Origin of the sequence: Amycolatopsis sp. NPDC049868 (assembly GCF_044461365.1) — a bacterium.
Classification (GTDB): domain Bacteria; phylum Actinomycetota; class Actinomycetes; order Mycobacteriales; family Pseudonocardiaceae; genus Amycolatopsis.
In genome coordinates, this window is record NZ_JBITKV010000001.1 from 710,443 (window position 1) to 732,260 (window position 21,818).

Sequence of the window (21,818 nt, forward strand, 5' to 3'; positions counted from 1 at the left end):
GCTGAGCCGAGGGAAGGGGGCCTTCACGCGCTTGGGGCCGTTAGCGGCGCGGACCCTTCTTGCCCTTCTTCTGGGAGGCGCGCTGCGCGGCGCGACGCTCCCGGCGGGTTCCGCTCTGGTCGCCACCTGCACTGCCGGCACTGTCCGAATGCGACTCGACGCCGCCGTCCTCGGACGGGCCCGACATGGTCAGCCCGGACTGCGAACCACCGCCGAGTCCCTTGCCCCGCAAGGCGGACGGCACGGACTGGGTGTCGGTCGCCGGTCCCTGCGGAGGCGTCGGGCGAGCGTGCCTGCCGTCGCCGTTCGCGGCCTGGCCGTTCCCGGAGCCGACACCGGCGGGCAGCGCGGACGCGGACTCCGGCGCCGGTGCGGCGGGCTCGGCCTGCTCGACCTGGAGGTTGAACAGGAAGCCGACGGCCTCCTCCTTCAGCGACTCCAGCATCGCGCGGAACATGTCGTAGCCCTCGCGCTGGTACTCGATGACCGGGTCGCGCTGCGCCAGGGCACGCATACCGATGCCCTCCTTGAGATAGTCCATCTCGTAGAGGTGCTCACGCCACTTGCGGTCGAGCACGGTGAGCATCACCTGACGCTCCAGGCTCCGCATCGCGCCTTCGCCGACCTTGCCGTCGATCTCGGCTTCGCGCTCGTCGTACGCGCGATGGGCGTCTTCGAGCAGCGCCTCACGCAGCTTGTCGGCGTCGAGGTCGTCGTCCTCGGTGAGCTCTTCCCAAGTGACCTTGACCGGGTACAGCGTCTTGAGCGCCGTCCACAGCTTCTCGTGGTCCCAGTCCTCGGCGTAGCCCGACGAGGTCTCCTCGGTGACGTACGCGTTGATGACGTCGACGAGCATGTGCTCGATCTGCTCGCGCAGATCCTCGCCTTCGAGGACGCGCAGACGCTCGGCGTAGATCACCTTGCGCTGCTCGTTCATGACCTCGTCGTACTTGAGGACGTTCTTGCGGATCTCCATGTTCTGCTGCTCGACCTGCGTCTGAGCGCTCTTGATCGCCTTGGAGACCATCTTGTGCTCGATCGGCACGTCGTCCGGCAGCCGCATGGTGGTCATGACCCGCTCGACCATCGTCGCGTTGAACCGGCGCATGAGCTCGTCACCGAGCGAAAGGTAGAACCGGGACTCGCCCGGGTCGCCCTGACGGCCGGAACGACCGCGGAGCTGGTTGTCGATCCGGCGCGACTCGTGCCGCTCGGTACCGAGCACGTACAGCCCGCCTGCCTCGCGGACCTCCTCGGCCTCGGCCTTCGTTTCGGCCTGGACCTCTTCGAGCACCTTCGGCCAGGCGGCCTCGTACTCCTCGGAGTGCTCTACCGGGTCAAGACCGCGGTCGCGCAGCACCTCGTCGGCGATGATGTCCGGGTTGCCGCCGAGCACGATGTCGGTACCGCGGCCCGCCATGTTGGTGGCGACCGTGACCGCGCCCTTGCGCCCGGCGCGGGCGACGATCAGCGCCTCCCGGTCGTGGTGCTTGGCGTTGAGGACCTCGTGCGGGACACCCAGCTTGAGCAGCAGCTTCGACAGGTGCTCGGACTTCTCGACACTCGTGGTGCCGACCAGCACCGGCTGGCCCTTCTCGTGCCGCTCGGCGATGTCCTCGGCGACGGCCTCGAACTTGGCCTGCTCGGTCTTGTAGATCAGGTCGGCCTGGTCGGCGCGGACCATCGGCTTGTTGGTCGGGATCGGCACCACACCCAGCTTGTAGGTCTGGTGGAACTCGGCCGCCTCGGTCTCGGCGGTACCGGTCATCCCCGCCAGCTTGTCGTAGAGCCGGAAGTAGTTCTGCAGCGTGATCGTGGCGAGCGTCTGGTTCTCGGCCTTGATCTCGACGCCTTCCTTGGCCTCGATCGCCTGGTGCATGCCCTCGTTGTAGCGGCGGCCGTGCAGGATGCGGCCGGTGAACTCGTCGACGATGAGGACCTCGCCGTCGCGGACGATGTAGTCCTTGTCGCGCTTGTAGAGCTCCTTGACCTTCAGCGCGTTGTTCAGGTAGCCGACCAGCGGCGTGTTCGCGGCCTCGTAGAGGTTGTCGATGCCGAGCTGGTCCTCGACGAAGGCGACACCCTTCTCGGTGACACCGACGGTGCGCTTGCGGATGTCCACCTCGTAGTGGATGTCCGCCTTCATCAGCGGGGTCATCCGGGCGAACTCGACGTACCAGCGCGAGGACTGGTCGGCCGGGCCGGAGATGATCAGCGGCGTCCGGGCCTCGTCGATGAGGATGGAGTCCACCTCGTCGACGATCGCGAAGTTGTGGCCGCGCTGCACGCAGTCTTCGAGGCTCCACGCCATGTTGTCGCGGAGGTAGTCGAAGCCGAACTCGTTGTTCGTGCCGTGCGTGATGTCGGCGGCGTACTGCTGGCGGCGGACCTCGGGCGTCTGGTCGGCCAGGATGACCCCGACCTCGAGGCCGAGGAAGCGGTGGATGCGGCCCATCCACTCGGCGTCACGTTTGGCGAGGTAGTCGTTCACCGTGATGACGTGCACGCCCTTGCCGGACACGGCGTTCAGGTATGCGGGGAGGACCTGGGTCAGGGTCTTGCCCTCACCGGTCTTCATCTCCGAGACCTGGCCGAGGTGCAGCGCGGCGCCGCCCATCAGCTGGACGTCGTAGGGGCGCTGGCCGAGCACGCGCCAAGCCGCTTCCCTCGCCACCGCGAACGCCTCCGGCAGGAGGTCGTCGAGTGACTCGCCGTCCGCGTGCCGTTTACGGAACTCCTCGGTCTTGGCCCGCAGCGCGGTGTCCGAAAGTTCCTTGACGTCGTCTTCGAGGGTGTTGATGTGATCGGCGATGTGTCGCAGCCGCTTCACCATTTTGCCCTCGCCCGCGCGGAGCAGGCGGTTCAGCACCATCCGGTCGACCTCACTAGCTGATTGTGATCGCACCCGAGCCGGTCCCGGGCAATCTCGTCCGCGGTGGCGCCTGGTAACGCACCACCGTCCGCCCCCATCGTAGGGAACACCTCGGTGTTCGCGCACGCACCGTCTGTCGGTACCTGACGGGATGGGGTGCGTCCCCGCCTGATCCGGACATGACGGCGGCCCGCACGGGACGCGTGCGGGCCGCCGTCAGGGCAGTAGGGGCCGGCTAGCTCAGCCGGATGACGCCGTAGTCGAAGCCTCGCCTCCGGTAGACGACGCTCGGGCACCCGGCGTCGGAGTCGTTGAACAGATAGAAGTCGTGACCGACCAGTTCCATCTCGTAAAGAGCCTGGTCGACCGTCATGGGCTCCGCGTCATGTTTCTTCTCGCGGACGACGCGACCGGGCTGGTGTTCGGTCACCCCGTCATCCCAGCGCTGCTGCTGGGGCATTTCGAAGTCACCGCTCTCGACAGCGAAACCGTTGGCCATGGGTTCGGCCTCCGGCGCTTCGAGTACAGCGGTACCCGCCAGATGGCGGGTGTCGGTGGTCATTCCACCGGCGGCCGCCATCGAAGTCGCCTCGGCGACGGATTCCGGGCGGCTGCGGCCGTAGTGCACGCGCCGGCGGTCGTGTGTCTTCCGCAACCGGTTCTCGAGCTTGTTCAGTGCGGAATCCAGCGCTGCGTAGAAGTCGCCCGCACACGCTTCGGCGCGTACGGCGGGGCCTCGGCCCTTACCGGTGATTTCGACGCGCTGGCAGTTCTTCGACTGCCTGCGATTGGGCTCGTGGAAGAGCTCCACGTCGTAACGGATGACCTTCTTGTCGTAGCGCTCTAGCCGGGCCAGCTTTTCGCTGACGAGTGCCCGATAGTGGTCGGGCACCTCCACGTTGCGGCCCTTAACGACGATGTCCATACACGACCTCCCTCGCTGAAATGACTGCGAGCTGTAGATGTGTTCACTAGGGCGCCGGTAATGCGGGGACGAAGCCCGGATCGCGGGCGGTGAGGGAACTCGGCATACGGTCACGACGTCTCGTGTCGGATGTCCGAGCGCGGACTCAGCGCGGCTCCGGCGCCAGGGACATGGGCTGGTCACCTCCCTGCCTGCCGGGATTGCTGATAGCGCTGCACGTTAGCTGCATCACGCCCGGAGCAACAGCCCCCGAGCCGGGGGATATCAGGACGTGAGACCTCGTCACCGCACGCGACGAAGACACTGCGGCCAGCGGGACAATCCGGCTTGTCGGGCGTCGTCCCGGTGATTTGTTTTCACGCGGACGGCGCAAGCCTTCGGACAGGAAAATGCGGAGGGTGCCTAGGGTGCCGTCCCCGGGGGAATCCGCCGCCACCCCGGTGGAGTGGCGGGCCGTCGGAGTGTTCCCCAGAAGGTCCCTCATATCCCGTCAACGCTTGTGTACCCATTCCCGTTCCCGATCATTCATCACTCTTGTAGGTGACGTCCCGATCACCCGGCGGCGGCCAGCGCTACCACCGCGGAAACGTGAATTCCGCTTATGTCCAAAAAGCGCGTACAAGCGGCGGCGGTCGCTCCGGTTGTGATCACGTCGTCAAGAAGAACGACCCTCTCCCGGCAAGCTCCCGCGACCAGGCGAATGCGACCGTCGAGGTTCGCCGACCGCTGGGCACGGGTGAGCCCCACCGCGTCGCGGACGCCGGCCCCGAGCCTGAGGACCGGTGCCACTGTCGCCGGCTTTCCCTTGCCCGCCAGCGCTTTCACGCATTCCTCGGCGACGCGCCGGACGTGGGGTCCGCCTCGGACACGGGAGGCGGACCGTCGCGAAGGGACCGGGACGAGGCAGGGCTCCGGCTCCGGCTCGGGCAGCTGGAGGAGCGCCTCGGCGACGGCCCGCCCGAACGACGGGGCGAGGTCGCGGCGGCCACGTTCCTTGTACGCGAGGATCAGGCGACGGGCGTCGTCGGCGTAGGGGGCCAAGGCGTAGACGGGCACGAGACCGGCCGTCGGACCGCGGATGACCTCGCTGAGCGAACCCCAGGCGGCCTGGCAGGTCTCGCAACAGGACGCGCCCGGTGCTCCGCAGGACGCGCAGCGGGCGGGGATGAGGAGATCCAGGATCTTGGACATGGGGCGAGTGTCGTTCGGGGCTCCGACAGTTCCGGGCGCCGTCGGGTCGTGAGAGGTCCGCTTTGGACACTTTGCGCCGTCAGGGGGCCGGTGTCGGCTGGTCGTCGTTGAAAAAGTCAATCGAGGAGAAGGTCGCTTCGGGGCCCTTCTCGGCCCTTCGCGGCTTCGCCGCGGCGGGACTCTTCGCGCCTTCGCCGCCCTTCGCGCGCGGGTCTCGGTCCGTGAAGGCCTCCTTGCCTACCCTCAAGGTAGTAAAGGAGGCCTTCACTACCTTCCGCCGCGCCCCGCTTCGCTAGCGCCGCTAGGAAAGCTAGCGTTACTAAAGGTCCCTTGCTCCCCTTGGCGATGTCCTGAAGGCCACCTATAGGACGCTGAACGTCTCAAAGGTGCCCTTCAGGACATGGACCCCGAGCGAAAGCTCAGCCCGGGTAGAAGGGATCCGCGTCGGTGACGGTGTGCGCCTGCGGCCGCCAGACCTCGCCCAGTTCGGAGGCGACCCACAGCCCGCCCGCGTCCGCGACCAGGTTCTGCCTGCTCGGCGCCGCGGTGACACCGTGCACCGGCGGGGTCAGGTTCGAGCTGTTGAAGGCGTCCATCCGCTGCCCGTCCAGCGGCACCTTGACCACCGGCAGCGAACTCGACGACGTCGCGGCGATCAGATGGTCCTGGGTCGCCCAGTCGACGTCGACGACGTCCTTGAGGTCGCGTTCCTGCAGTTTCCGCGGCGCCCGCAGCGCCACCGAGTCCGCCGTCCGCACGATCGAGGCGACCACCAGCTGCCCGTTGACCACCGCGGCCAGCCGGGACCCGTCGCGCGAAAGGCGCAGTTCGGTGATCTGGCCGAGGCCGGTGAGCAAGGTGGCGTCGACGCCGGCCTTCACCCAGCGGCCGTCCGCGGCCAGGGTGACCCTGGCGACGGTGTTGTGGTCGACCACCGTCCAGACCTCGCCGGAGACCCCGCCGCCGCGGGCGACCGGCCGCCAGGTCGGCCGGCTCAGGCTGCCGCCGAACAGGTCCACCGAGGCGAGGTCGTGCCCGAGGTCGCCGACCCGGAGCCACTGCCTGCCGTCGCGTTCTTCGACCACCGCGAGCCGTTTGCCGTCGACGGACTGCGCGGCGCTGACGACCTTGTACCCGCCGTTGCCCGCGGGCCCGCCGACCGGCTGCCCGTTCTCCAGTGACCGGACGCGGCCGTTCACGGTCATCAGTCCCTGCAGCCCCGAGTTGGGCGCGATGTCCACGTTGTAGTTGGGCAGTTCGCTGGAGCGCCAGTATTCGTGTTCCGGCACCAGCGCGGTGCCGTCGGCCAGCAGCCGGACCCGGCTCAGCGTCACCGTCTGCAGCGACAGGACGATCTGCGCGGCGATCAGGTTCCGGTCCGCGAGGCTGGCCCCGCCGACGCCGGTCAGGTTGATGTCCAGCGTCCCGTCGTCCGTGCTGCGCACGTTGCTTTCGATGGTGACCTGGTCGCCGAGCAGATCCTTGACCGCGCCCTTCAACCCCTCCGACGGGCCCTGCAGCACCAGGTCCATCACCCGCCCGGGCAATCCGGCCTGCGGTTTCGCCGCGACATACCGGAGATCGGGGACGAAGGCGCCGGAGTCGGGCGAGTAGAAGCTGATCGGTACCCGGAAATAGTTGAGCGCGAAATCCTCGTCGGTGACGGCGAGGTCCTGCGGCGGGTCCACGATCCGCCACTGGCCGTTCGGCTGCTTCCGCAGCTTGAACTGCTGCGAGTACTCCGCCTTCACCGGGAGGAACGCGCTGTCGGGGCTGAGGGTGCCGAGTTTGAACCCGCGGACGTTCACCACCTGCTCGTCCGGGTTCCCCGAAGACGACGAAGTGTCGTAAACGGTGCCGAAGGTGTCGTCGATGATCGTCAGCCCCGGCGACGGCTTCCAGTTTCGCCGGGCGTCGTCGTCGAGGTAGACGCGCGCGGCGGCGCTGGCCGTGCCCGGTGCCGCGGAGTTGCGGATGAACTGGCGGGTGACGGTCAGCGGGTCGATCCCGGCCGCCGGTTCCGGGACGTCCGCCGGCGCCTGCCCTGGTTTGTCCCCGGAGACGACGACGGGCTGGGATTCGAGCGGGATGTTCGCGCAGCCTGCGACCAGCAGGAACACCGCGAGCAGGGACAGCAGCCGTTTCACCGGCCGACCTCCTCGGGCTCGGCGAGGATCGCGTCGGGCGCGGGCCGGACTTCGAGCAGTCCGGACGAGCCGTGCGGGTCGGTCGCCTTGTGATCGGGCGGGGGCAGGACCAGCGGGCTCTCCCCCATCGGCGTGTCCTGCCGCCGCGGCAGCACGAGCCGGAAGCAGGCACCGTGGCCGGTCTCGCCCCACGCGTCGAGCACGCCGCCGTGCAACCGGGCGTCCTCCTGGCTGATCGCGAGGCCGAGGCCGGTGCCGCCGGTCCGCCGGTTACGGGACGGGTCGGCGCGCCAGAACCGGTTGAACACCAGTTCCGCCTCGCCGGGCCGCAGCCCGACACCGCGATCCCGCACGGTGATGGCGACCGCGGTCTCGTTGACCGCCAGCGTCAGCACCACCGGGTTCCCTTCGCTGTGGTCCACCGCGTTCGCCAGCAGGTTGCGCAGGATCCGCTCGACGCGGCGCGCGTCGACCTCGGCGGGTGCCTCCTCGTCCGGCAGGACCAGTTCGACCGAGCTGCCCGCGTTGCCCGCGATCACCCGGACCTGCTCGACGGCCCTGGTCGCGATCGGCCGGACGTCGATCAGCTCGGCCGAGAGCTCCTCGACGCCGGCGTCGAGCCTGCTGATCTCCAGCAGGTCTCCGAGCAGTGCCTCGAACCGGTCGAGTTCGTCGACCAGCAGTTCGGTGGAGCGGGCGAGCCCGGCCGGGAACTGCTCGCGCGACGCGTGCAGCACGTCGGCCGCCATCCGGACGGTGGTCAGCGGGGTGCGCAGTTCGTGCGAGACGTCGGAGGTGAACCGGCGCTGCAATCCGCCGAACTCCTCCAGCTGGCGGATCTGCCGCTGGATGCTCGCGGCCATCTCGTTGTAGGACACGGCGAGTTTGGCCAGATCGTCCTCGCCGAGCACGGCGAGCCGCTGGTCGAGCTCCCCGCCCGCGAACTGTTCGGCCGCCGCGGCGGCCTGCCGGACCGGCCGGACCACCTGCCTGGTGACCAGGTTCGTGATCCCGGCCAGCAGGAGCAGCAGGACGAGCCCGCCGACGAGCAGCGTGTTCTGCACCGTCGAGATGGTGTTCTGCTCACTGGTGAGCGGGTACAGCAGGTAGAGCTGGAGCGGGTTGATCATCGTGCTCACCGGCGCGCCGATGATCAGATACGTCGTCTTGCCGCCGTCGGCGTCGGTGACCGTGTGGGTCAGATAGCTGAGCTGCTCGGTCTCCACGAACTGGCGCAGCCGCACCGGCACCCGGTCGTAGGGACCGGCTGCCACCGGTTTGCTGGACTGGTCGCGCCCGCCCGCGGCCAGTACCGGTTCGAAGGTGCCCGCGGTCGATCCCGCGCCGTCCTGCGACGTCGTCGTACTGGAGATCTTCTTCAGCGCGTTGTTCAACCGCGCGGTGAGCGCTTCCGGGCTCTCGGTGCCGACGCCGACCAGCTCGGCGGCCGCGGTCTCGACGACCGCCCTGGTCTGGGCGATCGCCGCGTTCTGCTTGGTCTCGACCAGCCGATCGGTGATCTGGTTCTGCAGCACCATGCCCAGCACGAACACCACCGCCGACGACAGCGCCAGCGTGGACACGGTGACCCGGAACTGCAGCGAATACCGCCACAGTTCGTTGAACGCGACGATCTTGCGGCGCACGAAAACCACGATGCGCCGGAACTGGCGCATCGTGGTCTGGGCAAGCCTTCGCAAGCGTCCGCTCATGGGGTGATCACGGCGGGCCGGCCTTGTACCCGACACCGCGAACGGTCAACACCACCTCGGGGTGTTCCGGGTCCTTCTCCACCTTCGACCGCAGCCGCTGGACGTGCACGTTCACCAGCCGGGTGTCGGCGGCGTGGCGATAGCCCCACACCTGCTCAAGGAGCACCTCGCGGGTGAACACCTGACGCGGCTTGCGGGCGAGCGCGACCAGGAGGTCGAACTCGAGCGGGGTCAGCGGGATGGCCTTGCCCTCCCGTGTCACCTCGTGGCCGGGGACGTCGATCGCGAGGTCGCCGATCGTCAGCGACTCGGCGGGCTCGGCCTCGGTGCGGCGCATCCGGGCGCGGACGCGGGCCACGAGTTCCTTCGGTTTGAAGGGCTTGACCACGTAGTCGTCGGCACCCGACTCGAGCCCGAGGACGATGTCCACCGTGTCGCTCTTGGCGGTGAGCATCACGATCGGCACGCCGGATTCGGCCCGGATCGCCTTGCAGACGTCGATGCCGTTCATGCCGGGCAGCATGAGGTCGAGGAGGACCAGGTCCGGTTTCAGCTCACGAAGCGCGGGCAGCGCTCGTGAGCCGTCGGCCACGACGGCTGTGTCGAACCCCTCCCCACGCAGCACGATGGTGAGCATCTCCGCGAGAGCAGGGTCGTCGTCGACGACCAGAACACGTGCCTTCATAAACCTATGTTCGCACTAGTTTCCCCGTGCGGACGCGCGACCCGGCGATGTGACCACCAGAAAGATCATCGAATCGGGCAAATTGCTCCATCCGAGTAGGGTCTTCGGGCCCTAGAGACCGCGGCGGAGCCTGGTGAACGGCCTCGGAGAGTCGATCGCGAAGACACCGGTGAGGACATCGCCGCGGTGATAGGTCGCGACGAAGCGCTTCGAGGCGACGTCACCTTCGACGATCCGCACGTCTTCCGTGGCCACTCCGGCGAATTGGAGCCGCCGTCCGTACTGATCGGACCAAAAGTAACCGTGTCGTGCGAAATGCGTGACGGTCGAGCCGGCGAGCAGGTTCGCGACCGCGACACCCGGCTGTTCCCCGGCCGCCGTCCAGTGCTCGGCGCGGACCCGTACGCCGCGCAGCGGGCAGCGGTATCGGGCGACGTCACCCACCGCGATCACTCGGGGATTCGCTGTGACACAGCCGGAATCGACCAGCACCCCGTCGTCGACGGCGAGCCCGGAGCCGGTCAGCCATTCGGTGGCGGGCCGCGCCCCCACCCCGGCGACGACGAGATCGGCGCGGAGCTCACGGCCGTCGGCGAGCCGCACACCGGTGACCCGCCCGGTTCCGGCGAACCCGGCGACGGCGGCACCCGTGATCAGCCGGACGTCGTTCTCCGCGTGCAGTTCCCCGCACACCGCGCCCATTCGCGCGCCGAGGACGGGGGCGAGCGGCACGGGCATCGCCTCGACCACGCTCACTTCATGGCCGAGCAGACGGCACGCGGACGCGACCTCCGCGCCGATGAATCCCGCGCCGATGACGACGACCGAAGCAGGCCCCGCCGCGAGAGCCTGTTTCAGCGCGACCGCGTCTTCGAGCGTCCGCAAGGTGTGCACGCCGGCAAGATCCCTTGCCGCGTCAAGGGTTCTGGCCACCGCTCCGGTCGCGATGACGTAGCCGTCGGCGGCGATCGTGGTGCCGTCGCCGAGCGTCACGCCTTCACGGCCGAGCTTTTCGGCGCGGACGCCGAGGTGCCATTCGGCGGCGAGCGCGTCGAGATCGTCCTGTCCGGCGAGCGCGACGTCGGCGGCGGAAACCTTGCCCAGCAAGAAATCCTTCGACAAGGGCGGCCGGTCGTACGGCGGTTCGGCGCCGATCATCACCAGCCGTCCGCCGAAGCCCTGCGCGCGCAATTCCTGTGCCGCGCGGAGTCCGGCCAAAGAGGTACCGACGACGGCGACGCTTCTCAAGCGACGTCCTGCCGCACCTCGGTGTCCACGTAGATCACCCCGTCGGCGACCACGACCGGGTACGTGCGGACGGCGTCCTTGGCAGGCAGGCAGTCCGGCGCGCCGGTCCGCAGATCGAACCGCGCGGCGTGCAGCGGGCATTCGACGTAACAGCCTTCGATCCAGCCGTCGGCGAGCGACGCGTCCTGGTGGCTGCAGGTGTCGTCGAGCGCGTAATACGCGCCCTCGGAATGGAAGACCGAGACGGGCACGGGACCCGCCAAACGGACGGCTTCGCCTTCGGGCAGTTCGGAGACGGAGCAGGCACGGATCATCGGGGCCTCCGGGGAAAGGACCGACGGTTTGTTGATGTTGCGCATTACGAGACGGGACGTGCTCTGCGCAACAATCACCCCCGAGGGGCCGATCCGTCAAGGGATTCGCCCACTCAGCCGAGCGGATGCGGGCGAAACGGCTACTGTTGCGTCATGCGGAACCAGGACGCGGGGAACGCAACATCCAGCCAGGTGCAATCGGTCGACCGCGCGATCAGCGTGCTGGAACTGCTGGCACGCAACGGGGAAACGGGCATCACCGAGATCGCGGGCGAGCTCGGTGTGCACAAGTCGACGGCCTCCCGCCTGCTGAGTGTCCTGGAGAACCGCGGCCTGGTCGAGCAGCTCGGCGAACGCGGCAAATACGCGATCGGCTTCGGCGTCGTCCGGCTCGCCGGCGCCGCCACCGGCCGGATGGACCTGGCGAAACTGGGCAGGCAGACCTGCCAGAGCCTGGCGGAGACACTCGGCGAGACGGTCAACATCGCGATCGCCGACGACGGCGTCGCGATCAACGTCAGCCAGGCCCGCGGCTCGGCCGCGATCACCACGCAGAACTGGACCGGGCAGCGCACCCCCCTGCACGCGACGTCCAGCGGGAAAGTGCTGCTCGCGTACATGGGCGACGTCGAGCGCAAACGTTTGCTCCGGCGAAAGCTCGAACAGTTCACACCGCGGACCACGGTCGATCCGGACGAACTGACCGTGGAGCTGGAGCGGATCGCCGAGGACGGGTACGCGGCCTGTTTCGAGGAGCTGGAGCTGGGGATGCACGCGGTCGCGGTGCCGGTCCACGGTCCCGGCGGCGACGTCGTCGCGGCGATGAGCGCTTCGGGTCCCTCGTACCGGCTTTCGAAGCAGCGGGTGCGGCAGATCGTCCGGCCGCTGACCGAGGCGTCGGCGGATCTTTCGGCTCAGCTGGGGTACTTCGCGGAGTGACGCGACCTGCCCTCTCACGCCGTCGGGCGTGCTAGGAACGGTCCTTTCCTTGCAAATTTCGCAAGGAAAGGACCGTTCCTGGCGCGCGGGGGTCGACAGCCGGGGTTGAACCAGCCGACCTTTTCGGGCTCTTGACAGCGCGCCCGCCCGTGCCGCACTTTGTTGCTGAAGACGGAACAACGTGCCTCATCCGCAACAGCGCCTGTCACCCCGATGCCCGCTTGTCCTTTGTGGACTTCCGGGCAGGCAGGAGGTACCCCTCACCATGCCCCCCGTACCCCGCGTCGTCGTGATCGGCGCCGGCATCGTCGGCTGCGCGCTCGCCGACGAACTCACCGAACGCGGCTGGACCGACGTCACCGTTCTGGAGCAGGGCGACCTGTTCGCCACCGGCGGGTCGACCTCGCATGCGCCCGGCCTGGTCTTCCAGACCAACGCCTGCCGCACGATGACCGGGTTCGCCCGGTACACCGTCGCCAAATACGGCGCGCTCGACCTCGACGGGAACCCTTGTTTCCGGCCGGTCGGCGGGCTGGAGGTGGCCACGACGCCGGAACGGCTCGCCGACCTGGAGCGGCGGCACGGCTGGGCCACCGCGTCGGGCGTCGAAAGCAGGCTGATCGATCCCGGCGAATGCGCCGCGCTGCATCCGTTGCTCGACCCGGCCAAGGTGCTCGGCGGATTCCACATCCCCTCCGACGGCCTCGCCCATCCCCTCCGCGCGGCCGAGGCACAGGCCCGCCGCGCGATCGGACGCGGCGCGAGGTTCATCGCCCGCCAGAAGGTCACCGGCATCGAACAGTCGGGGGGCCGGGTCACCGGCGTCACCACCGAGACCGGGAGCTTCCGCGCGGACATCGTGGTCTCGTGCGCCGGGATGTGGGGGCCGGTGCTCGGCGAACTGGTGGACCTCACGATCCCGCTGGTCCCGATGGCGCATCAGTACGCGCGCACCAGCCCCCTGCCGTCACTCGCCGGCGTGACCGAGGAGGCCACGAGACCGATCCTGCGGCATCAGGACGCCGACCTCTACTTCCGCGAACACGTCGACCGGATCGGCATCGGCGCGTACGGTCACCGGCCGATGCCGTTGCCCGCCAAGGAGATCGGCACCGGCGAGGGAATGCCCTCGGAGCTCACGTTCACCCCCGCGGACTTCGAAGCGTCGTGGACCGCCGCCGTCGACCTGCTGCCGTCGCTGGGCGAGACCAAGGTCGAGGAGGGCATCAACGGCCTGTTCTCCTTCACCCCGGACGGCATGCCACTACTGGGCGAACACCCCGGCCTCGACGGGTTCTGGGTCGCCGAAGCCGTCTGGATCACGCATTCGGCCGGGGTCGCGCGGGCCATGGCGCAATGGCTGGTCGACGGCAGGGCCGACGCGGATCTGCACGGCTGCGATCTCGCCCGGTTCGAGCGGGTGCAACTGGCGCCGGACTACGTCATGAAACGGAGCTGCCAGAGCTTCGTCGAGGTCTACGACGTCGTCCATCCCTTGCAGCCCATGGAAGAACCACGGCCGCTGCGGACGAGTCCCTTCTACGATCGGCAGGCCGGGCTCGGCGCGTTCTTCCTCGAAGCGAGCGGCTGGGAGCGTCCGCACTGGTACGAGGCGAACGCGAACCTGCCCGAGGTCGACCGTGTCCCCGCGCGCAACGAATGGGCCGCGCGGTACTGGTCGCCGATCGGCGGCGCCGAAGCCCTGGTCGCGCGGCAGCGGGTCGCGATGTTCGACATGACCTCGCTGAAACGGGTGGAGGTCACCGGTCCCGGCGCGTTGCCGTTCCTGCAGACGATGACCACGAACCAGCTCGGCAAGAAACCCGGCTCGGTCACCTACACCCTGCTGCTCGACGAGGACGGCGGCGTGCGCAGCGACCTGACCGTCGCCCGGCTCGGTGCCGAACGGTTCCAGGTCGGCGTCAACAGCTCCATCGACATCGACTGGCTCCGGCGGCATCTCCCCGGCGACGGCGCCGCGCAGATCCACGAGACCACCCCGGGCACCTGCTGCATCGGGCTCTGGGGCCCGCTCGCGCGAGCCGTCCTGCAACCACTGTCCACAACGGACTTCTCCCACCGGGCGATGGGCTACTTCAAGACCAGGCAGGCGTACGTCGGCCACGTGCCGGTGACCGCGATGCGACTGTCCTATGTGGGCGAACTCGGCTGGGAGCTGTACACGAGCGCCGACCTCGGCCGCGAACTGTGGGACACGATCTGGGAAGCCGGGCAGGCGCACGGGGTCATCGCCGCCGGACGGGACGCGTTCTCCAGTATGCGGCTGGAAAAGGGGTACCGGCTGTGGGGCACCGACGTCACCACCGAGCACGATCCGTACGAGGCCGGTCTCGGTTTCGCCGTGCGGATGGACAAGGGCTACTTCATCGGCCGGGACGCGCTGGCCGGCCGCTCGGAGGAAACGGTGACCAGGAAGCTGACCTGTCTCACCGTCGACGATCCGTACTCCGTCGTACTCGGCAAGGAACCGGTGTACGCCGACGGCCGTCCCGCCGGGTACGTCACGAGCGCCGCGTACGGCTACACCGTCGGCAAGAACATCGCCTACGCCTGGCTTCCGGTCGAGTTCACCCGGCCGGGCAGGCCGCTGGAGATCGAGTACTTCGGCGAGCGGATCCCCGCCGTCGTCGCGCGCGAGCCGTTGTTCGACCCCGCCATGACCCGGATCAGGAGCGCCGCATGAGTCATTACGACGTCATCGTCATCGGCCTCGGCGGGATGGGCAGTGCCGCGGCGTACCGGCTCGCCCGGCGAGGACGCCGCGTGCTGGGCATCGATCGGTTCGCGCCCGTGCACAACCTCGGGTCCAGCCACGGCGGCTCACGGATCACCCGGCAGGCGTACTTCGAGGACCCCGCGTACGTCCCGCTCCTGCTGCGGGCGCACGAACTGTGGGAGGGCGTCGAACGCGACTCCGGCCGGAAGATCTTCACCCGCTGCGGCGGGATCATGCTCGGCGGTCCCGATTCGCGGACGGTGTCGGGCAGCCTGGCCAGCGCGCGGACCTGGGATCTGCCGCACGAACTGCTGGACGCGGCGGAGATCCGGCGCCGATTCCCCACGATGAACCCGGCGGACCACGAGATCGCGCTGTACGAGGAGAACGCCGGCTTCGTGGTGCCGGAAGGCAGTGTGGCGGCGCATCTCCAGCTCGCCGCGCGGGCCGGGGCGGACCTGCACCACGAGGAGCAGGTCCTTTCGTGGCGGGAGACGAACACCGGGGTCCGGGTGGGCACCTCGCAGAGCTTCTACACGGCGGAACAGCTGGTGGTCTGTCCCGGCGCCTGGGCACCGGGGCTGCTCACCGAACTCGGGATCGATTTCACCATCGAACGCCAGGTCCAGTACTGGTTCGCACCGTCGGGCGGGGTGGCTCCGTTCCGCGCCGATCGGCATCCGATCTATGTCTGGGAAGGCGAGGGCGGCCGCCAGTTCTACGGCTTCCCCTCACACGACGACGCCGGAAGCGTGAAGGTCGCGTTCTTCCGCGGCGGCGAGACCTGCACGCCCGAAACGATCGACCGGACGGTGCACGCCGAAGAGGTCGGCGAGATCTCGGCCTTCGTCGGACGGAAGATGCCGGCGCTGCCCGGCACGTTCCTGCGCGGAGCGACCTGCATGTACACGAACACACCCGACGAACACTTCGTCATCTCCCGCCATCCCGCGCACGAACGCGTGGTGGTCGCCTGCGGGTTCTCCGGGCACGGCTTCAAATTCGTCCCGGTGGTCGGCGAAATACTCGCCGATCTGGTCGTGGACGGCACCACCGCGCAGCCGATCGGCCTGTTCGACCCCGCCCGGTTCGCCGGAGTGCCGAGATGACGAGTCTCATCCCGACGCTGGGTGGCGGCTACTACACCGATCCCGTGATCTTCGCGGCCGAGCAGGAAAAGATCTTCGAACGCAAATGGTTCTGCGCGGTCCGCTCGGCGGATCTGCCGTCGGCCGGTGACTTCCGGACCGTCCAGGTAGGACGGGAGAGCGTGCTCGTCAGCCGGGGCCGGGACGGCGGGCTGCGGGCGTTCCTCAACGTCTGCCGCCATCGCGGCGCCCGGCTGTGCACGGAAGAGGCCGGCACGGTGAAACGCGCGTTCCAGTGTCCGTACCACGCGTGGACGTACGGGCTCGACGGCAGGCTGATCGCGGCGCCGAATCTGGCGAACCTCCCCGACATCGACCGGGCCGAGTACGGGCTGCACACCGTGCACCTGCGGGAGTGGCTGGGCTACGCGTGGGTCTGCCTCGCCGCGGAACCGCCGTCGTTCGAGGCCGACGTCGAAGGCGCGGTCCGCGAACGGCTGGGCGATCTGGAGTCGATCGAGCGGTACCGCCTCGACAAGCTGTCGGTCGGGCGCCGGATCACCTACGACGTCAAGGCGAACTGGAAACTGATCGTCGAGAACTTCATGGAGTGCTACCACTGCGCGACCATCCATCCCGAGCTGACCGAGGTGCTGCCGGAGTTCGCCGACGGGTACGCGGCGCAGTACTACGTCGGGCACGGCGCCGAATTCGGCGAGGACGTGGAGGGGTTCACCATCGACGGCCGTTCGGGCTTCGACCGGCTCGACGGCGTCGCGGCCGACCAGGACAGGCGGTACTACGCGATCACCATCCGGCCGCAGGTGTTCGTGAACCTGGTGCCGGACCACGTGATCTTCCACCGGATGTACCCGCTCGCGCCGGACCGGACGGTCGTCGAATGCGACTGGCTCTATTCGGAGGAGGTCGTGGCGTCGGGGCGGGACGTGTCACGGTCGGTGGAGTTGTTCCACCGCGTGAACGAGCAGGACTTCGACGCCTGCGAACGCTGCCAGCCCGCGATGGCGTCCCGCGCCTACCGCGGCGGCGGCGTGCTGATGCCGTCGGAACACCACATCGGCGAGTTCCACACCTGGTTACTCACGCATTTAGAGGACTAAGTGCGGAGGAGGGCGGTCGCGAGAGCCGGGGTGTCGACACCGGCGACGCCGTCGAGAACGTGCCAGGGCGCGAGCCAGCCCGTCGCGGCGAGCTCGTCGTAGACCACCGAGCACCGCTTCTGGAGCGCGTCGTCGGTCTCGAAGGAATCCCGCGCGCGGCCGGCGTCGCTCTCCGCGCGGCGCTGCGCGCGGTCGGCGGCGACGTCGGCGGTCACCCGGAGCAGCAGATGCGCGACGGGCACCGGCAGGCCGAACCGGTCGATCTCCAGTTCCTTGAGCCAGCGCACGAACTCGCCGTCCGCGCCCTGGTGCAGCCGGGCGGCGCCGTACGCGGCGTTCGACGCGACGTACCGGTCGAGCAGCACGACGTCGTGAGCACCGAGACGCGCGCGGATCTCGCCGGCCGCGCCCCGGCGGTCGAGCGCGTAGAGCATCGCCATGCCGTAGACGGAATCGGCGAGGTCGCCGTGCCCGCGGTGCAGCGCTTCCTTCACGAGGTCGGCGTGCACGCTTTCGCCGTAGCGCGGAAACGCGATGGACGTGACACTCGCCCCGGCCGCGTTCAGCGCACCGGTCAGCGCGTCGGCGAGCGTGCGCTTGCCCGCGCCGTCCAGACCTTCGATCACCACGAGTCGTCCCACCCGCCCAGATTACGGGGCGATGGTCGACCGGCGGGCCAGACGGGTCAGCTCACGTCCGGCCCACCGGTCCGCTAGGGGACGCGCCTCTTCGAGTGCAGGAAGAAGCCGGCGACACCGATGAGGAGCAAGCCGCCGAAGATCAGCAGCGGGACGAAGCCGGTGTCCTGCGCGTCGGGCGCGGGGCCGCCGTCGCCGCGGGGCATCACTTGGGCGTTGTAGCCGCCGGCCTTGCCCTCCTGGGCGTACGGCGAACTCGCGAGCATGTCGCCATACCGGCCTGAGACGGTCTTCTGATACTCCGCGAGAGTGGCCGAAGCACCGGTCGCGTAGCCGCTGGCGCCCGAGTCGAGCAGCGTCACCTGGCCGTCGCGCAGTGCGTACCAGGCGTCGACCTGGGGTTCGTGGAGCAGCGTCGCGCCGGCGGGCAACCGCCGCGCCAGTTCGCTTTCCCGATCGCCCGACGCGATGTTGCCGACGCGCCAGGCGCCGTCGTCGCCGCGGACCGACCATACGGTCGCGGTCTGCCCGTCGGACGCCGTCACCGGCACCGCGACGTAGGCGAGCCGTCCGGCGACCGCGCCGTCACCGGCGACGAAGTCCCTCGAAAGCTCGTAAACCGGGAAGGATTCGTCGATGACGCTGACCGATGGCGCGTGGCTCGAACCACCCATTTGTGTGAAGAAGCGACCGAGTTCGGCACGCAGCGTGGGGTCGTCGGCAGCCGCCTTCGCGGCCGCGAGATCTTCACCCGACAGATGGTCCGCGCGCGCTCCGGGCGCCGAGATCAGCAGCGCGACGGCGACCAGCCCGGCGAGTCCGAGGAACCGCCGCGCGCTCATCGCCGGATCCCGGTGAGCGTATGGGTCCAGGTGAAGGACTTGTTGGCCGAGTAGAAGTCGTAGGTCGACCAGTTGTAGCGGTTGCCGGTGGGCAGTGGATCCCCCCACGAGACCCACTTCCGGCCGGCGTCGGCGCCGTAGAGGACGTGCATGTGGCCGCCGCCCGAGGCCCAGCCGACCCGCGTCTGGACGGGCTTGCCGTCGCCGGTCTGCGCCTGGACGGCGGCGAAGGGGATGCGGCCCTTGACGTAGTTCCCCGGGGCCGAGAAGCCGAGCTTGCCGAAGGCGTGCCGGACGTCGCCCAGCGTCCCCGGCTTGTCGGCGCACTCCCGGCGTCGCTCGTCGTGGGCGATCCGGCAGAATTCGTTCTGACTGACGGCAACGCCGTGGTGTGCCGCGATGGTGTTGCCGGAAGCCACCCAGCACCACTGGGGCTTTTCCTGCGTCTGCATGGCGATGGGCCGGCGGGCAGGCGCCGGGGACAGCGCGCTCGCCGGGGTCTGGATCGCCAGCCACGCCACGAGACTCGCGGCGCCGGCGGCGCAAACCCTCCTCGAGAACACAGGCACGACGGGCCTCCTGGTCACCATGGCGAACCAATGTGGTCACAACGGTGAACAGCAGGCTCACACAGAGCAAGATGGGCACTCGGCGGAACGGACCGTTCCGGGGCGTTTCCACACCCCGGAACGGTCACTCTTCCGGGGTCAACAACCCCGAACGGGGGACGTAGTGTTCACAGTGCGCTGCTAACGTGAACGTTCCGCGGTGTTCACGCTCAGCGCACACACTGGTCTGGTGAAGGGACGAGCGGTGACACGAGACGGGGACACCCCGACGATCATCGACGGCACGCGACGTCAACCGCTCGAAGCCTTGCCCAAGGAGCTCGTCGAGGCCCTCCGCAGCGGCGAATTCCACCACGCGCTCCGCCAGGCGATCGCCTATCGCGGCCTGTCCCTCGCCCGGCTCCGCGCCCACCTCGGGCTCCGCGGCGTCCAAATCGGACAGTCGACGCTGAGCTACTGGCAGCGCGGATTACGCCAGCCGGAGGTACCCAAGGCGCTCCCGGCGGTGCGTGCGCTGGAATCGGTGCTGCAGCTGCCCGCGGACGCGCTCGTCGTACTGATCGGACCGCGGACGGCGCGGGCGCGCGGGCATCAGATGGCCGCGTCGTTCCACGACATCCGGTCCGGCGACATGGGCTCGATCGTCGACCAGCTGCTGGCCGAACTGGGCGCGTACCCGTCGGCCAACCGCTACAACGCCGACCTCGAAATGCTCGCGGTGCACGACACGATCACCTTCGACACCGCGCACCGGCAGGTCGGCCTGCACACCCGGCTGGTGTGCCGGGCGCGGCGCCACGGCCCGGACCGGTACGTCACCGTCTACAACGGCGACCCCGGCTGCAATATCGGCGACGTCGAGCTGATCACCGCCGAGGGCTGCCGCGTCGGCCGGATCCGGCGCAACGCCGAAGCCGAGACGATGGCCACCGAACTGCTCTTCGACCGGAAGCTCGCCGAGGGCGAGATCCACGTGTTCTGCTTCGAGGTCCGCGACGACTCCGGCACCGCGTCGCCCGGCTACTTCCGGATGCTGCGGGACCAGTGCTCCAGCTACCTCGTGCAGCTGAAGTTCGCGCTCGGCGCGCTACCCGCCCGCTGCACCCGGCAGTTCCGGACGCGTGACGACGCCGTGCCCGTCGAGTCCGAGGAGCTGCCGCTCGACATGGGCGGGGTGACCAGCGGTTTCTTCAGCGACGCCGGGCCGGGGCTGGCCGGCATCGAGGTGGAGTGGCAGTAGCGTCCCCCGTGCTATGAACGGTCCGTTCCTTGCAAAATTTGCAAGGAACGGACCGTTCATAGCAGCGGTCAGTACCGGTAGTGGTCGGTCTTGAACGGACCTTCGACGTCCACGTCGATGTATTCCGCCTGCTCCTTGGTCAGCTTCGTGAGCTCACCGCCGAGCGCGTCGAGGTGGATCTTCGCGACCTTCTCGTCGAGCTTCTTCGGAAGGCGGAAGACCTCCTTGTCGTACTCCTCGTGCTTGGTGAACAGCTCGATCTGCGCGATCACCTGGTTGGAGAAGCTGTTCGACATCACGAACGACGGGTGCCCGGTCGCGTTGCCCAGGTTCAGCAGGCGGCCCTCGGACAGCACGATGATGCTCTTCCCGTCCGGGAAGACCCACTCGTCGACCTGCGGCTTGATGTTGATGCGCCGGATGCCCGGGTAACGCTGCAGGCCGGCCATGTCGAGCTCGTTGTCGAAGTGGCCGATGTTGCCGAGGATCGCCTGGTGCTTCATCCGCGCCATGTGCTCGACGAGCACGACGTCCTTGTTCCCGGTGGTCGTGATGATGATGTCGGCCTCGCCGAGGACGTTCTCCAGCTTCTTGACCTGGTAGCCGTCCATCGCCGCCTGCAGCGCGCAGATCGGGTCGATCTCGGTGACGATCACCCGCGCGCCCTGGCCGCGCAGCGATTCCGCGGCGCCCTTGCCGACGTCGCCGTAACCGCAGACGACCGCGACCTTGCCGCCGATGAGGACGTCGGTGCCGCGGTTGATGCCGTCGATCAGCGAATGCCGGATGCCGTAGCGGTTGTCGAACTTAGACTTGGTCACCGCGTCGTTCACGTTGATCGCCGGGAACAGCAGTTCACCGGCGGCGGCGAGCTGGTAGAGCCGCAGGACACCGGTGGTGGTCTCCTCGGTGACCCCGCGGACGCCTTCGCCGATCTTGGTCCACTTGCCGGTGTCCGCCGCGACCGAAGCGCTCAGCAGCTGCAGGAACACGCGGAACTCGTCCGAGGTGTTCTCGTCCGGGGACGGGACGACGCCCGCCTTCTCGAACTCGGTCCCCTTGTGCACCAGCATCGTGGCGTCGCCGCCGTCGTCGAGGATCATGTTGGGACCTTCGCCGTCCCAGGTCAGCATCCGCTCGGTGCACCACCAGTACTCCTCCAGCGACTCGCCCTTCCAGGCGAACACCGGAACACCCTTGGGCTCCTCGGGAGTCCCGTGCGGGCCGACGACGATCGCCGCGGCCGCGTGGTCCTGGGTGGAGAAGATGTTGCAGGAGGCCCAGCGCACCTCGGCACCCAGCGCGACGAGGGTTTCGATCAGCACCGCGGTCTGTACCGTCATGTGCAGCGAGCCCGAAACCCGGGCTCCCCGCAAGGGATACACCTCGGCGTATTCGCGGCGCAGCGCCATCAGGCCCGGCATCTCGTGCTCGGCGAGGCGGATCTCCTTACGGCCGAACTCGGCGGCCTCGAGATCGGCGACGGCGAACTCGATGCCGTTGCGGGTGTCGTGCCGCTTGGCAACGCTTTCGGGGGTCATATGCGCGCT

17 protein-coding genes are annotated in these 21,818 nt (G+C 68.7%); 5 read left to right on the forward strand and 12 right to left on the reverse strand.

Features of this window, described 5'->3' with window-relative positions:
• Positions 1-40 precede the first annotated feature (40 nt).
• The 8 genes from secA to ACIBTM_RS03575 form a co-directional block, all read right to left on the reverse strand.
• Entirely contained in the window at positions 41-2,872 is a 2,832-nt protein-coding gene (secA, locus tag ACIBTM_RS03540) for a preprotein translocase subunit SecA (RefSeq protein WP_395874992.1), read from the reverse strand.
• A gap of 235 nt (positions 2,873-3,107) precedes the next feature.
• Positions 3,108-3,797, reverse strand: a complete 690-nt coding sequence (gene hpf, locus ACIBTM_RS03545) for a ribosome hibernation-promoting factor, HPF/YfiA family (RefSeq protein WP_007028981.1) — start codon at positions 3,795-3,797, stop codon at positions 3,108-3,110.
• A 552-nt stretch (positions 3,798-4,349) separates the two neighbouring features.
• Positions 4,350-4,988 carry a ComF family protein gene (locus tag ACIBTM_RS03550; protein ID WP_395874993.1) on the reverse strand — a complete coding sequence of 213 codons (639 nt, stop codon included), beginning with the start codon at positions 4,986-4,988 and terminating at the stop codon, positions 4,350-4,352.
• Positions 4,989-5,407: 419 nt separating this feature from the next.
• Positions 5,408-7,135 carry an LpqB family beta-propeller domain-containing protein gene (locus ACIBTM_RS03555; protein ID WP_395874994.1) on the reverse strand — a complete coding sequence of 576 codons (1,728 nt, stop codon included), beginning with the start codon at positions 7,133-7,135 and terminating at the stop codon, positions 5,408-5,410.
• Complete coding sequence (gene mtrB / locus ACIBTM_RS03560) at positions 7,132-8,847, reverse strand: MtrAB system histidine kinase MtrB (protein WP_395874995.1); 1,716 nt, start codon at positions 8,845-8,847, stop codon at positions 7,132-7,134. Before mtrB ends, ACIBTM_RS03555 begins: the two co-directional genes overlap by 4 nt.
• A gap of 7 nt (positions 8,848-8,854) precedes the next feature.
• Positions 8,855-9,532 (reverse strand): MtrAB system response regulator MtrA, encoded by a 678-nt coding sequence (gene mtrA, locus ACIBTM_RS03565; RefSeq protein ID WP_005150760.1) that lies wholly within the window; start codon positions 9,530-9,532, stop codon positions 8,855-8,857.
• 111 nt (positions 9,533-9,643) lie between these two features.
• The gene (locus tag ACIBTM_RS03570; RefSeq protein ID WP_395874996.1) at positions 9,644-10,780 is read right to left on the reverse strand and encodes an NAD(P)/FAD-dependent oxidoreductase; all 1,137 of its coding nucleotides are present in this window, start codon (positions 10,778-10,780) and stop codon (positions 9,644-9,646) included.
• Entirely contained in the window at positions 10,777-11,094 is a 318-nt protein-coding gene (locus ACIBTM_RS03575; protein WP_395875780.1) for a bifunctional 3-phenylpropionate/cinnamic acid dioxygenase ferredoxin subunit, read from the reverse strand. Before ACIBTM_RS03575 ends, ACIBTM_RS03570 begins: the two co-directional genes overlap by 4 nt.
• A gap of 153 nt (positions 11,095-11,247) precedes the next feature.
• Between ACIBTM_RS03575 and ACIBTM_RS03580 the strand changes: the two genes are divergently transcribed.
• The 4 genes from ACIBTM_RS03580 to ACIBTM_RS03595 all read left to right on the forward strand — a co-directional run bounded on the left by ACIBTM_RS03580 (position 11,248) and on the right by ACIBTM_RS03595 (position 16,979).
• Positions 11,248-12,033 carry an IclR family transcriptional regulator gene (locus ACIBTM_RS03580; RefSeq protein WP_395874997.1) on the forward strand — a complete coding sequence of 262 codons (786 nt, stop codon included), beginning with the start codon at positions 11,248-11,250 and terminating at the stop codon, positions 12,031-12,033.
• 265 nt (positions 12,034-12,298) lie between these two features.
• Positions 12,299-14,737 carry an FAD-dependent oxidoreductase gene (locus ACIBTM_RS03585; RefSeq protein WP_395874998.1) on the forward strand — a complete coding sequence of 813 codons (2,439 nt, stop codon included), beginning with the start codon at positions 12,299-12,301 and terminating at the stop codon, positions 14,735-14,737.
• A complete protein-coding gene (gene solA, locus ACIBTM_RS03590; protein WP_395874999.1) occupies positions 14,734-15,879 on the forward strand; it encodes an N-methyl-L-tryptophan oxidase in 1,146 nt (381 codons plus the stop codon). The genes ACIBTM_RS03585 and solA overlap by 4 nt, the downstream gene beginning before the upstream one ends.
• The gene (locus tag ACIBTM_RS03595; protein ID WP_395875000.1) at positions 15,876-16,979 is read left to right on the forward strand and encodes an aromatic ring-hydroxylating dioxygenase subunit alpha; all 1,104 of its coding nucleotides are present in this window, start codon (positions 15,876-15,878) and stop codon (positions 16,977-16,979) included. The genes solA and ACIBTM_RS03595 overlap by 4 nt, the downstream gene beginning before the upstream one ends.
• Here ACIBTM_RS03595 and ACIBTM_RS03600 read toward each other — a convergent pair.
• The 3 genes from ACIBTM_RS03600 to ACIBTM_RS03610 form a co-directional block, all read right to left on the reverse strand.
• Complete coding sequence (locus tag ACIBTM_RS03600; RefSeq protein WP_395875781.1) at positions 16,976-17,608, reverse strand: dTMP kinase; 633 nt, start codon at positions 17,606-17,608, stop codon at positions 16,976-16,978. The genes ACIBTM_RS03595 and ACIBTM_RS03600 overlap by 4 nt on opposite strands.
• An 83-nt stretch (positions 17,609-17,691) precedes the next feature.
• On the reverse strand, positions 17,692-18,459 hold the full coding sequence (locus ACIBTM_RS03605) for a hypothetical protein (RefSeq protein WP_395875001.1): 768 nt from the start codon (positions 18,457-18,459) through the stop codon (positions 17,692-17,694).
• Complete coding sequence (locus ACIBTM_RS03610) at positions 18,456-19,022, reverse strand: papain-like cysteine protease family protein (RefSeq protein WP_395875782.1); 567 nt, start codon at positions 19,020-19,022, stop codon at positions 18,456-18,458. The genes ACIBTM_RS03605 and ACIBTM_RS03610 overlap by 4 nt, the downstream gene beginning before the upstream one ends.
• A 250-nt stretch (positions 19,023-19,272) precedes the next feature.
• On the opposite strand from ACIBTM_RS03610, the gene ACIBTM_RS03615 reads away from it, so the two are divergent.
• Positions 19,273-20,268, forward strand: a complete 996-nt coding sequence (locus tag ACIBTM_RS03615) for a hypothetical protein (RefSeq protein WP_395875002.1) — start codon at positions 19,273-19,275, stop codon at positions 20,266-20,268.
• 68 nt (positions 20,269-20,336) lie between these two features.
• On the opposite strand, the gene ahcY is transcribed toward ACIBTM_RS03615, so the two are convergent.
• Positions 20,337-21,809 carry an adenosylhomocysteinase gene (ahcY, locus tag ACIBTM_RS03620; RefSeq protein ID WP_395875003.1) on the reverse strand — a complete coding sequence of 491 codons (1,473 nt, stop codon included), beginning with the start codon at positions 21,807-21,809 and terminating at the stop codon, positions 20,337-20,339.
• Positions 21,810-21,818 lie beyond the last annotated feature (9 nt).